This is a genomic window from Xanthomonas cassavae CFBP 4642, assembly GCF_000454545.1.
GTDB classification, from domain to species: Bacteria; Pseudomonadota; Gammaproteobacteria; order Xanthomonadales; family Xanthomonadaceae; genus Xanthomonas; species Xanthomonas cassavae.
Genome location: NZ_CM002139.1, coordinates 1,128,786 through 1,139,556, shown reverse-complemented (window position 1 = coordinate 1,139,556; position 10,771 = coordinate 1,128,786). Strand labels below are relative to the sequence as shown.

General features: G+C 65.8%; 12 protein-coding genes. 4 read left to right on the top strand and 8 right to left on the bottom strand.

Going from position 1 to position 10,771, the window contains the following annotated elements:
• The first annotated feature begins 24 nt into the window (after positions 1 to 24).
• Together XCSCFBP4642_RS0105030 and XCSCFBP4642_RS0105025 are read left to right on the top strand one after the other, a co-directional pair.
• On the top strand, positions 25 to 903 hold the full coding sequence (locus XCSCFBP4642_RS0105030) for a PhzF family phenazine biosynthesis protein (RefSeq protein ID WP_029218831.1): 879 nt from the start codon (positions 25 to 27) through the stop codon (positions 901 to 903).
• A gap of 31 nt (positions 904 to 934) precedes the next feature.
• Positions 935 to 1,816 (top strand): PhzF family phenazine biosynthesis protein, encoded by an 882-nt coding sequence (locus tag XCSCFBP4642_RS0105025; RefSeq protein WP_029218830.1) that lies wholly within the window; start codon positions 935 to 937, stop codon positions 1,814 to 1,816.
• A gap of 283 nt (positions 1,817 to 2,099) precedes the next feature.
• Here XCSCFBP4642_RS0105025 and XCSCFBP4642_RS0105020 read toward each other — a convergent pair whose 3' ends face one another.
• From XCSCFBP4642_RS0105020 to XCSCFBP4642_RS0105000, 5 genes are all read right to left on the bottom strand, one after another.
• Positions 2,100 to 2,702, bottom strand: coding sequence for a glycine zipper 2TM domain-containing protein (locus tag XCSCFBP4642_RS0105020; RefSeq protein WP_033898006.1), 603 nt, complete (start codon positions 2,700 to 2,702; stop codon positions 2,100 to 2,102).
• 149 nt (positions 2,703 to 2,851) lie between these two features.
• Positions 2,852 to 3,286 (bottom strand): OsmC family protein, encoded by a 435-nt coding sequence (locus XCSCFBP4642_RS0105015; protein ID WP_029218828.1) that lies wholly within the window; start codon positions 3,284 to 3,286, stop codon positions 2,852 to 2,854.
• 490 nt (positions 3,287 to 3,776) lie between these two features.
• Complete coding sequence (locus XCSCFBP4642_RS0105010) at positions 3,777 to 4,724, bottom strand: aspartate carbamoyltransferase catalytic subunit (RefSeq protein ID WP_029218827.1); 948 nt, start codon at positions 4,722 to 4,724, stop codon at positions 3,777 to 3,779.
• Positions 4,725 to 4,737: 13 nt separating this feature from the next.
• Positions 4,738 to 5,205 carry a Holliday junction resolvase RuvX gene (gene ruvX / locus XCSCFBP4642_RS0105005; RefSeq protein WP_029218826.1) on the bottom strand — a complete coding sequence of 156 codons (468 nt, stop codon included), beginning with the start codon at positions 5,203 to 5,205 and terminating at the stop codon, positions 4,738 to 4,740.
• Positions 5,198 to 5,764: a YqgE/AlgH family protein gene (locus XCSCFBP4642_RS0105000; RefSeq protein ID WP_029218825.1), complete on the bottom strand. Its 567-nt coding sequence runs from the start codon at positions 5,762 to 5,764 to the stop codon at positions 5,198 to 5,200. The genes ruvX and XCSCFBP4642_RS0105000 overlap by 8 nt, the downstream gene beginning before the upstream one ends.
• Before the next feature lie 78 nt (positions 5,765 to 5,842).
• On the opposite strand from XCSCFBP4642_RS0105000, the gene XCSCFBP4642_RS30685 reads away from it, so the two are divergent.
• Positions 5,843 to 6,544, top strand: a complete 702-nt coding sequence (locus XCSCFBP4642_RS30685; protein WP_029218824.1) for a hypothetical protein — start codon at positions 5,843 to 5,845, stop codon at positions 6,542 to 6,544.
• Positions 6,541 to 7,080 (top strand): DNA-3-methyladenine glycosylase I, encoded by a 540-nt coding sequence (locus XCSCFBP4642_RS0104990; RefSeq protein ID WP_029218823.1) that lies wholly within the window; start codon positions 6,541 to 6,543, stop codon positions 7,078 to 7,080. Before XCSCFBP4642_RS30685 ends, XCSCFBP4642_RS0104990 begins: the two co-directional genes overlap by 4 nt.
• Positions 7,081 to 7,277: 197 nt before the next feature.
• Here the strand turns inward: XCSCFBP4642_RS0104990 and XCSCFBP4642_RS0104980 are convergent, their stop codons facing one another.
• The 3 genes from XCSCFBP4642_RS0104980 to XCSCFBP4642_RS0104970 all read right to left on the bottom strand — a co-directional run bounded on the left by XCSCFBP4642_RS0104980 (position 7,278) and on the right by XCSCFBP4642_RS0104970 (position 10,455).
• Positions 7,278 to 7,952, bottom strand: a complete 675-nt coding sequence (locus XCSCFBP4642_RS0104980) for a YitT family protein (RefSeq protein ID WP_029218822.1) — start codon at positions 7,950 to 7,952, stop codon at positions 7,278 to 7,280.
• 222 nt (positions 7,953 to 8,174) lie between these two features.
• Positions 8,175 to 9,305: a PilT/PilU family type 4a pilus ATPase gene (locus tag XCSCFBP4642_RS0104975; protein ID WP_029218821.1), complete on the bottom strand. Its 1,131-nt coding sequence runs from the start codon at positions 9,303 to 9,305 to the stop codon at positions 8,175 to 8,177.
• A gap of 112 nt (positions 9,306 to 9,417) precedes the next feature.
• A complete protein-coding gene (locus XCSCFBP4642_RS0104970; protein WP_003489919.1) occupies positions 9,418 to 10,455 on the bottom strand; it encodes a type IV pilus twitching motility protein PilT in 1,038 nt (345 codons plus the stop codon).
• Positions 10,456 to 10,771 lie beyond the last annotated feature (316 nt).

The following is a 10,771-nucleotide window of genomic DNA, read 5'->3' as shown; positions in this document are numbered from 1 at the left end:
TGCCTGACCCGAGACCGCGCATAGATGAGCAAGCATCGCTACCTGCAACTGGACGTCTTCGCCAGCCGCACCGGCTCCGGCAATCCGCTGGGCGTGGTGTTCGACGCGGGTGCACTGTCGAGCGAGCAGATGCAGCAGATCGCCGCATGGCTGAACCTGTCGGAGACGATCTTTTTCCTGCCGGTCAGCGTGCCGGACGCCGACTATCACATCCGCATCTTCACCCCGCGCGCGGAACTCCCGTTCGCCGGCCACCCCAGCGTGGGTGCGGCATGGGCCGCGGCCACCCACGGGCTGACCGGCTTTAAGGCCGACGGCCGCCTGCGCCAGCAATGCGCAGCCGGCGTGCTGCCGGTGGAGGTATTCGACCGACACGGCGCCCTGCAGGTCCGGCTGCGCGCACCGCGTGCGCACCTGGTGGCGACCGGCGACAGCCACGCAGCAGCAGTGCATGCCGCCTGCGCCGGGTTGCGCACGGCCCCGCATCCGGCAGCGTTATGGAACAACGGCCCCAATTGGTGGCTGCTGGAACTGGCCGATGCCGATGCGGTGCGGCAGGCCGTGCCCGATTTCGCCGCGATCACCCGCCTGACCCAGGCCAGCGCGGCCACCGGGTTGGCCATCTACGCGCCCGACGATGGCGGCACCGAAGACCTGGTCGTGCGCGCGTTCTGCCCCGGCGATGGCATCCCGGAAGACCCGGTCACCGGCAGCGCCAATGCGTGCATCGCCGCACGCCTGCACCGCGAGGGACGCCTGCCGGGCGAGGGCTCGCGCTACGTCGCCAGCCAGGGCCGTGAGGTCGGCCGCGACGGACGCATCCAGGTGGAACTGGACGAGCAGGGCGAGGTTTGGATCGGCGGAACGACGCTGCAGGTGATCGACGGCCACATCGATTGGTAAGCTGCCGCGCCCTGCCCGCGAATCGCCCCTCATGACCACCCGCCGTTTCCTGCAACTGGATGTGTTCTCCGCCCGCCCAGGCAGCGGCAACCCGCTGGCAGTGGTACTGGATGCGCAGGGGCTGGACGATACCGCCATGCAGGCGATTGCGCGCTGGACCAAGCTGCCGGAGACCACCTTCGTGTTCCCTGCAGCCGATGCCCACAGCAGTTACCGGTTGCGCATGTTCTCGCCGCAAAAAGAAGTCCCGTTCGCCGGCCACCCCAGCGTGGGCACGGCGCATGCGGTGCTCGACGCCGGGCTGGCCGCGCCCGACGACGGCCTGCTGGTGCAGGACGGCATCGCCGGGCAGTTGCCGCTGCGGGTGGAGCAGATCGATGGCCACCGCAGCATCGCCATCCGCACGCCACGCGCCCGCGTCGCCGAACAGGTCACTGCCGACGACCCGCGCCTGCACGCTGCGCTGCATGGCTGGCCGCTCGGCAGCCTGCCACCCGCGTTGATGGACGGTGGACGCACCTGGTGGGTAGTGGAACTGGCCAGCGAAACCGCCTTGCGCAGCCTGCAACCGGACTGGGACGCGATTGCCGCGTTGGCCGAATCCACCGGCAGCATGGGCGTGTTCGCCTATGCGCGCGCCGCGACCGCAGGCAGCTACGACCTGGCCGTGCGCGCGTTCGTCGGTAACGGACGGCGCTTCGAAGACGCCGCTTCCGGCGCGGCCAATGCCGTGCTGGCCGCATGGCTGGACAGCCGCCATGCGCTACCTGGCAGTGGCCGCCGCTATGTGGTCAGCCAGGGCCGCGAAATCGGCTTCGATGCCTTGCTGGAGCTGCGTATCGACAGCAACGGCGACGTGTGGTCCGGCGGCCAGGTGCAGACGGTGATTCGCGGGACCTTGGACTGGAGTTGAGCTGTGGGCTGCAGGGCTGCAGCGTCACTGTCTCCGCCAAACTGAGACGGGTGGTCTAAGACAAACCTGACCGACATTCTTCTGCGCTGGGAGCTCAGCCCGATACCACCCAACGCGCAGCGCGCCTGCGTTTGGCCGTCGAATCCAGAAGTTTTTGCAGTCTTTCGCATGCGACGTGCCATCGAGCACCATCGCACAATGCTCACTCACTGCATGACTCCCGACGCAAAAAACGCTGCGGTCTCCCGCAGCGTTTTTTTACAAACAGCCCCGATGCAGTCAATCAGTCGGGGCGTACGTCCACGCGCACGCGGATCCGGTCGCCCGGGTTGTAATCGCTACGCGTGTGATACATGCGGCCGCCGTATTCGTAGGTCACGTCGTAACCGTCCACCCGTTCGCGCGTGGTGCGATACGACACCGGCTCGCAGACGCTGACGTTGCCCTGATAGGTGCGGTGATTGGCTTCGTAGATCGAACGACCCGCCGCGACACCGGCCATGGTGCCGACAGCGGTGCCAACCAGACGTCCGTTACCGCCACCCACCTGACTGCCGAGCACCGCGCCGGCAATACCGCCGATGACGCTGGCGACGCCGCGGTTGGAGGCATTGGGCGAGCCATAACTTCCGCCATCGCGATAGTAGCCATCATTGCTGGTGTAGTAGCCATCGGACGGGCGGTTGTAGCAGCGCTCGCTGCTGCGTTCGTTGTAGGAGTCCGACACGATGATCGGGTCCACGCGCACCACCCGCGCGTATTCGTAACGACCGTCCTCGTAGCCGCCGCGATAGGTGTCGCGGTAGCCGCTGTCGTAGCGCTGCGCCGTTGCGTTGCCCGCTACGGCCAGACCCATTACCAGAGCACCAAGCACAAGAGTTTTCATTGCGGCAGCTTCACAGGGAGGACACGCTGCCGATGCTCGGCTCGCGGCAGTGAAACCGCCCTGAACCAGACGGGCCGTCGAGAGTCCTATTCAGGTTGTCGCCAGCTGCATGGCGCCGGCGCGCGCCGACGCCATGCACGCGCAGCGCATCAGTTGGAGAACTCGGTCTCCAGACTGATCGGCACTGCGCTCAATGCCTTGGACACCGGGCAATTTTTCTTGGCGGTATCGGCCAGCTCGCGAAACTTGGCTTCATCGATGCCGGGCACCACGGCGGTGAGCTTGAGGCGGATCTGCGACAGCTGCGGGCCGCCTTCCATCGACAGGTCGACGTCCGCGCGCGTATCCAGCGAGGCCGGCGGGAAGCCCGCTTCGCTCAGCTGCGCCGACAGCGCCATGGTGAAGCAGCCCGCGTGCGCAGCGGCGATGAGCTCTTCCGGATTGGTGCCCTTCTCATCGCCGAAGCGGCTGCTGAAGGCGTAGCGGGTGTTGTCCATCAGGCCGCTTTGCGGCGTGCTGAGCTGACCCTTGCCGGTCTTGAGGTCGCCTTCCCAGTGTGCGGTGGCATGGCGCGAAATACCCATTGTGGTCTCCTGCGATGAAAGGGACCTCACGATAGGGGAGCGGGTGTTACGCGGTGGTGCTGGGAATCGGGAATCGGGAATCGCAAGAGCAGGCTACGGGTTGGGTTTGTTGGCAAGGCTCTGGGCCATTGGCAACGGGCCTGAAAATCTGCTGCCCGGAAATGCGGTTATTGGTTTAGTGCTTCGCCGCTAAACAGGTGCCGCACAGGAGTGCTGCAGCCTTATGCAGCACTCCTGCATCGCGAACTTCGCGACTTAGGCAATCGATACGACGCAACGGCGTGGCTGCACCTGGCACACAGTGCAGACGGTGATACGGCGCTTCACCACCAAGGCAGGCGTTTCAGCTGCACTAACAGCGGGCAACGCGTCGTGGCCGACGACGCAGCGCTCAGGCGCGCAAACGTTCTGTATCGATTCGTGCGACCTGCCTCGGTCGCTTCACGTCCGCGCTCGCCTGGTGGCGGACGCGGGTATTCTTCTGGCGGCCTCAACCCAGCAGGGTTTCCAGCACCGCCATGCGCACCGCCACGCCGTTGGCAACCTGGCGCAACACGCACGATTGCGCGCCATCGGCGACTTCGTCGGTGATTTCCACGCCGCGATTGATCGGGCCCGGATGCAGTACCGCCGCATCGCGTCCGGCACGCGCCAGCCGCTCGCGGGTGAGGCCGTATTCGGTGTGGTACTGCTCCAGCGAGGGCACCAGGCCTTCTTCCATGCGCTCGCGCTGCAGGCGCAGCATCATCAGCGCATCGGCGCCTTCCAGCATGGCGTCGAAGTCCTGGCCGACCACGCAGCCGTCCAGCATGTCGTCATCGGGCAGCAGGCTCGCCGGGCCACAGACGCGGATCTCGCCGGCGCCCAGCGTGCGCAGCGCATGCAGGTCCGATCGCGCCACGCGCGAGTGCTTCACGTCGCCGACGATGACGACCTTGAGCTTGGAGAAATCAGTGCCCTTGGCCTGGCGCAGGGTGAGCATGTCGAGCAGGCCCTGGGTGGGGTGCGCGCTGCGGCCGTCGCCGGCATTGATCAGCGCGGTGCCCTCGCCGGCTGCGGCGGCCAGCGCTTCCACCGCGCCGTCGTCGGGATGGCGCACCACGAACCCGCGCACGCCCATCGCCTCCAGATTCTTCAAGGTGTCGCGCGCCGTCTCGCCCTTGCGGGTGGAAGAGGTCGACGCGTCGAAGTTGAGCACGTCGGCGCCCAGGCGCTGCGCAGCAAGATGGAACGAGCTGCGCGTCCGCGTGGACGGCTCGAAGAACAGCGTGCACACCGCGGTGCCGGCCAGCACGCTGCGCTTGCCGACGCGGCCCACCGCAGCATCGCGGATCTGGCCGGCGCGATCGAGCAGTTGCAGCAGCGTGGCGCGCGGCAATCCTTCCAGGGTGAGCAGGTGACGCAAACGTCCATTCGAATCGAGTTGCATGGCAGCCATCGCAGGTCAGGAATCAGGGAAGAAGAGTGGCCTGGTCGGGCGCGGCCAACCAGCGTTCGACGATCACGGCCGCGGCCATCGCATCCAGTGCCTCGGCATCGCGGCGACGCTTGCGCCCATCGGCGCGCTCGCACGCGAAACGCTGCGCGGCCTCGACCGAACTGGAGCGCTCATCGATCAACACCACCGGCAGCGCATAGCGCTCGCGTAGCTGGCGGGCGAATGCATGGGCACGCTTGCGCGCAGGCTGATCCTTGTCGTCCAGGGTGAGCGGGTCGCCGACCACCAGGCCGTCGGGCCGCCATTGCTTGTGCACCCGGTCCAGGGCTACCCAGTCCGGGCCGCCGGCATGCACGCTGATCACGGCCACCGCACGTGCGCCTGCACCCAACGCGGTGCCGACCGCCACGCCGATCCGGCGCGACCCCACATCGAAGCCCAGCACCGTGCCATCGGGGCGGTTGGTGCCCGCCTCAGGCATGCCCGGAATAATCCGTCAGCCGGAACAGATCCACGCCGATGCGCCCGGCGGCCGTCTGCCAGCGATCTTCCAGGACGGTATCGAACAGCACGTTGGCATCGGAGGGCGCGGTCAGCCAGCTGTTCTCGCCCAGCTCGAATTCCAGCTGCCCCGCCCCCCAACCTGCACAGCCCAGCGCCACCAGCGCATTACGCGGGCCTTCGCCGGCGGCCATGGCTTCGAGGATGTCGCGCGAGGTGGTCAGGAACACGCCCTGCCCCACTTCCAGGCTGGAATCCCACTCGCGCGCATCGTCGTGGATGACGAAGCCGCGCTCCGGGTGCACCGGCCCGCCACTGAGCACGATCTGCTCGCACAGCTGCGCGTCTTCGGTTTCGATCCCCATCTGCGACAGCACTTCGCCCAGGGTGTACTCGGACGGGCGATTCACCAGCACGCCCATCGCGCCGTTCTCGTCGTGCTGGCAGATCAGCGCGACGCTGCGCGAAAACGTGGGGTCGGACAGCGCCGGAAGCGCGATCAGCAGTTGGTTGGCCAGAGGCGTGGGTAAAACGGACATGGCCGCATTCTAGCCGTTCGTTCCGCCGCGCGCAGAGGCGCTGCCATACTGGCCGCTTGCCTCGAACATGGACCGTGCATGCGAACCCTCCCCAGCACCGACAATCTCGGCCCCGAAATCCCCCTGCCGCGACAGACCCGTGCCTTCATCGTGCTGGTCGCGCTGTTGCAGGGCGGGTTGCTGTACCTGGCCGCCCTGGGCGCGCAGCACGACGTGCGGCCGTTCACCGAACTGGGCGTGCGCATCTGCTGGTACACCCTGGTGATGACGGCGCCCAGCATGCTGCTGCTGAGCCTGCAGCAACTGCGCGATCGCTGCCTGTGGCAACACGTGGAACTGACCGACCTGGAGCAGATCCGCAAGCAGATCATCGTGGCTGCCGGCAAGACGGACCCGCCAGCCGATTGGTGGACCTATCTGCTGAGGTCCGCGCCGCGCCTGCAGGATCGGGGAGAGTGCACGCACAACGACAGCCGCTGCATCGTCAGCAGCGACGATCTGGACCGGGACGGCCAGCCCGATGTGTTGCTCTGCGATGTCAAAGGCGACCATGCGATCGCCTGCGTGCTGTATGCGCGCAACCAGGGTGGCTGGTATCAGGCAGGCACGACCCGGTTCTATTCCGGCAGCAACGATGCCCAGACCCTGGCACGCCAGGCACTGCGCGACGGCCAGGTGCAGGCGCGTCCCAGCCGCGGGCCGGACCTGGTGCTGCCGGGCGACAGGCGTATGAGCATCAAACCCACCGACGAAGGCATCAGGCAGGAGCGCGCCCCATGAGCGACTATTGCAGCATCGCCCCGGGCCACCCGGTGCACGGCCATTACCACGACCACGAATACGGCTTCCCGCAACGCGACGAACGCGAGCTGTTCGAGCGATTGGTGCTGGAAATCAATCAGGCCGGCCTGAGCTGGGAGACCATCCTGCGCAAGCGCGCCAATTTCCGGCAGGCCTATGACGGCTTCGATGTGGATACCGTGGCTGGCTACGGCGACACCGGCATCGCCCGCCTGCTGGGCGATGCCGGCATCATCCGCAATCGCCCGAAGATTCTGGCGGCCATCCACAACGCGCAGGTCATCCAGACGCTGCGTCGTTCGCACGGCAGCTTCGCGCAATGGCTGGACGCGCAGCACCCGCTGGACAAGCCGGCCTGGGTCAAACTGTTCAAGAAGACCTTCCGCTTCACCGGCGGCGAAATCACCGGCGAATTCCTGATGAGCCTGGGCTACCTGCCCGGCGCGCACCATGCGCAATGCCCGGTCTACAAGACGATTGCCAGGCTGAAACCGGCATGGATGCAGCACGCGTGAGCCGGCATCTGCACGGCGTCGCACGCAACGCCGGTCCGTTGTTTGGTATGCCAACGCTGCGTATCGCATTGCGCTCGCGCAGCGCGTGGCTGCTGCTGGCTGGCCTCACTGGCATCATCGCGCAGAAGTCACCCTAGAAGCGGCGAACGGTTCGCCGTCTGCGGTCACCACGGGTGCGCAACGCGCCGAACCGCAGATCACACCCCCATGTAGCGATGCGGGCGGTGATTGAACATCAGCACCAGACTCAGCATCAGCGCGCCGATCGCCGAATACAGCACCTTGTCCGGCTTCAATACAAAGAACGCCCCCAGCATCAGCATGGCATCGAAGCTCATCTGCACCTTGCCCGCACTCCAGCCGCGCTCGCGCTGCAGGTAGACCGCCAGAATGCCGATGCCGCCCAGGCTGCCGCGGTGACGAATGAAGAACAGGATGCCAAGGCCGGACAGCGCACCGCCGGCAATGGCCGAAAACGCGGTGCTCATCTGCGCGTAATCGGCCCAGCGCGGCAGCAGATTGGTCAGCGCGCCGCAGGCAGCGACCGCCACGAAGGTCTTCAGGGTGAATTCCCAACCCATCCGGCGCACGCTCAACCAATAGAACGGCAGGTTGACCAGCACGAACACCAGGCCAAAGTTCCAGCCCAGCGCGTAGTGCAGCAGGAATGCCACACCCGCCATGCCGCCGATCATCAGGCCGCCCTTGGCGAAGATCGCCAGACCCAGCGACGCGACCAACGTCGCCAGCAGCATGCCCTGCACGTCCTCCGCCACCGAATGATGGAAGGCGTGATCGTCGGCAGCGGTGCCCGCCGAATCCGGCGGCGGCGTCAACGGGCCGGAGGTGACCACAGCGCCGTCATCGGGCAACGGGGCCTGCTCCGGACGCAGATCGGAATCGGTAAGGCTCACAGGCGTGGGGAACTGCAGTGGGGTGCGATATTAGACACTATCGGCTGGTGCGGTTACATCTGTAACCGCAATGGTCATCCGGCGGGCACTGCCGCGCCATACGTTCGACGCTGCAGCAGAGATCCTCTTTGCCCGCGCTGGCTCGACTGCGGCGCCTGCCGGCGTCCCCAGTTGCGGGCCTCAGCGAACCTCGGCAATCTCCACGCCATCCAGCCCCTGTGCCAGGGTCTTGGCATCGCCACCTTGAGAGAGCTTGATGCGCAGACGCACTTCGTTCTGCGAGTCGGCGTAGCGCAGCGCGTCTTCGTAGCTGATTTCACCGGCCTGGTAGAGCTCGAACAGGCTCTGATCGAAGGTGCGCATGCCCAGGTTGGTGGACTCCTTCATGATCTCCTTGAGCTTGTGGATCTCGCCGTCGCGGATGTAGTCCTGCACCAGCGGCGTGCCCAGCATGATTTCCATCGCCACGCGGCGGCCGCGCCCGTCCGGCGTCGGAATCAGCTGCTGCGCGACCACGCCCTTGAGGTTCAGCGACAGATCCATCAGCAGCTGGTTGCGGCGGTCTTCCGGGAAGAAGTTGATGATGCGGTCCATCGCCTGGTTGGCGTTGTTGGCGTGCAGCGTGCACAGCACCAGGTGGCCGGTTTCGGCGAAGGCGATGGCGTGGTCCATGCCTTCGCGGGTGCGCACTTCGCCGATCATGATCACGTCCGGCGCCTGGCGCAGGGTGTTCTTCAGCGCATTCTCCCAGCTGTCGGTATCGATGCCGACTTCGCGCTGGGTGATGATGCAGCCTTCGTGCTTGTGCACGAATTCGATCGGGTCCTCGATGGTGATGATGTGCCCGGTGGAATTCTGGTTGCGGTAGCCGATCATTGCCGCCAGCGAGGTCGATTTACCGGTACCGGTGGCGCCGACGAAGATGATGATGCCGCGCTTGGTCATCGCCAGCGTCTTGATCACCGGCGGCAGGCTCAGTTCTTCCACGGTGGGAATGCGCGTCTCGATCCGGCGCAGCACCATGCCCACCTGGTTGCGCTGGTAGAAGCAGCTGACACGGAAACGCCCGACCCCGGACACGCCGATGGCGAAGTTGCACTCGTGGGTCTTTTCGAACTCCTCGCGCTGCGAGGGCGTCATCACGTTCAGCACCAGGTCGCGACTCTGCTGCGCGGTCAACGGTGTCTGCGTGATCGGGCTGATCTTGCCATGCACCTTGATCGCCGGCGGCATGCCGGAGGTGATGAACAGATCCGACGCCTTCTGATGCGCCATCAGCTTGAGGAAGGAGGTGAAGTCGATGGTGCTCATGGCGTGCTCCTCGGGAGCAGGGATTCGGGATGGGAGATTCGGGATTCGCAAGAGCGGGGTCCGGTCAGGGAGCCGCCGTTGCGAATCCCCAATCCCGAATCCCGAATCCCGGCTACTCGAATATCCGCTTGTCCTTGGCGTATTCGCGCGCCTGGTTGCGCGTGATCAGGCTGCGCTTGACCAGGTCCTGCAGATGCTGGTCCAGGGTCTGCATGCCGTATTGCTGGCCGGTCTGGATCGAGGAATACATCTGCGCCACCTTGTCCTCGCGGATCAGGTTGCGGATGGCCGGGGTGCCGACCATGATTTCCCAGGCCGCGGTGCGTCCGCCGCCGACCTTTTTCAACAGCGCCTGCGAAATCACCGCGCGCAGCGACTCGGACAGCATCGAGCGCACCATCGGCTTTTCGCCGGCCGGGAACACGTCGATGATGCGATCGATGGTCTTGGCGGCCGAGCTGGTGTGCAGGGTGCCGAACACCAGGTGGCCGGTTTCCGCGGCGGTGAGCGCCAGACGGATGGTCTCCAGGTCGCGCAATTCGCCGACGAGGATGATGTCCGGGTCCTCGCGCAGTGCCGAGCGCAGCGCTTCGTTGAAGCCGTGCGTGTCGCGGTGCACTTCGCGCTGGTTGATCAGGCACTTCTGCGAGGTGTGCACGAATTCGATCGGATCCTCGACGGTGAGGATGTGGCCGTATTCGTTCTTGTTGATGTAGTCGATCATGCCGGCCAGCGTGGTCGACTTGCCCGAACCGGTCGGGCCGGTGACCAGGATCAGGCCCTGCGGCTGGTCGATCAACTGGCGGAAGATCGGCGGGCAGCCCAGGTCTTCCAGCGTCAGCACTTCGGAGGGAATGGTACGGAACACCGCACCGGCGCCGCGGTTCTGGTTGAACGCATTGACGCGGAAGCGTGCCAGCGAGGGAATCTCGAACGAGAAATCGACCTCGAGGAATTCCTCGTAGTCGCGCCGCTGCTTGTCCGACATGATGTCGTACACCAGCGCGTGCACCTGCTTGTGGTCCAGCGCCGGAATATTGATGCGACGGACATCGCCATCGACACGGATCATCGGCGGCAGCCCTGCAGACAGGTGCAGGTCCGATGCCTTGTTCTTGACAGAAAACGCCAACAGTTCAGCGATATCCATGCGCTGCTTTTCCCCTAGGCTGCGATTGGAAGGTACTCCCCGGCCGGCAGTATAGCGTTCTGGCAGCGCGCGGGAAGCGGCCGGACGCCGGTTCAGGCCGGCAGACCGGTGCAGGGCTGAAGGCGTTGTTTTCCGGGCATGGGCGGCATGGTGCCTGCCCGTATCCGGACCTGGCGCCGCCGAAGGCAGCCGGCAACAGCCGTACATGTGCGCAAACCTTCCACCTGCCCCGTCTGCGCACCTAGTCACCTCCTTTATATAGGCGGCCGGACGCTGTGCGCTGGAAGCCCGTCACCGGCAGCGGCACACTAGCGCC

Bases quoted from the DNA above. Each gene is read 5' to 3' on its own strand.
- XCSCFBP4642_RS0105030 (WP_029218831.1), top strand. From the start codon at position 25: ATGAGCAAGCATCGCTACCTGCAACTGGACGTCTTCGCCAGCCGCACC.
- XCSCFBP4642_RS0105025 (WP_029218830.1), top strand. From the start codon at position 935: ATGACCACCCGCCGTTTCCTGCAACTGGATGTGTTCTCCGCCCGCCCA.
- XCSCFBP4642_RS0105020 (WP_033898006.1), bottom strand. From the start codon at position 2,702: ATGAAAACTCTTGTGCTTGGTGCTCTGGTAATGGGTCTGGCCGTAGCG.
- XCSCFBP4642_RS0105015 (WP_029218828.1), bottom strand. From the start codon at position 3,286: ATGGGTATTTCGCGCCATGCCACCGCACACTGGGAAGGCGACCTCAAG.
- XCSCFBP4642_RS0105010 (WP_029218827.1), bottom strand. From the start codon at position 4,724: ATGGCTGCCATGCAACTCGATTCGAATGGACGTTTGCGTCACCTGCTC.
- ruvX (WP_029218826.1), bottom strand. From the start codon at position 5,205: ATGCCTGAGGCGGGCACCAACCGCCCCGATGGCACGGTGCTGGGCTTC.
- XCSCFBP4642_RS0105000 (WP_029218825.1), bottom strand. From the start codon at position 5,764: ATGTCCGTTTTACCCACGCCTCTGGCCAACCAACTGCTGATCGCGCTT.
- XCSCFBP4642_RS30685 (WP_029218824.1), top strand. From the start codon at position 5,843: ATGCGAACCCTCCCCAGCACCGACAATCTCGGCCCCGAAATCCCCCTG.
- XCSCFBP4642_RS0104990 (WP_029218823.1), top strand. From the start codon at position 6,541: ATGAGCGACTATTGCAGCATCGCCCCGGGCCACCCGGTGCACGGCCAT.
- XCSCFBP4642_RS0104975 (WP_029218821.1), bottom strand. From the start codon at position 9,305: ATGAGCACCATCGACTTCACCTCCTTCCTCAAGCTGATGGCGCATCAG.
- XCSCFBP4642_RS0104970 (WP_003489919.1), bottom strand. From the start codon at position 10,455: ATGGATATCGCTGAACTGTTGGCGTTTTCTGTCAAGAACAAGGCATCG.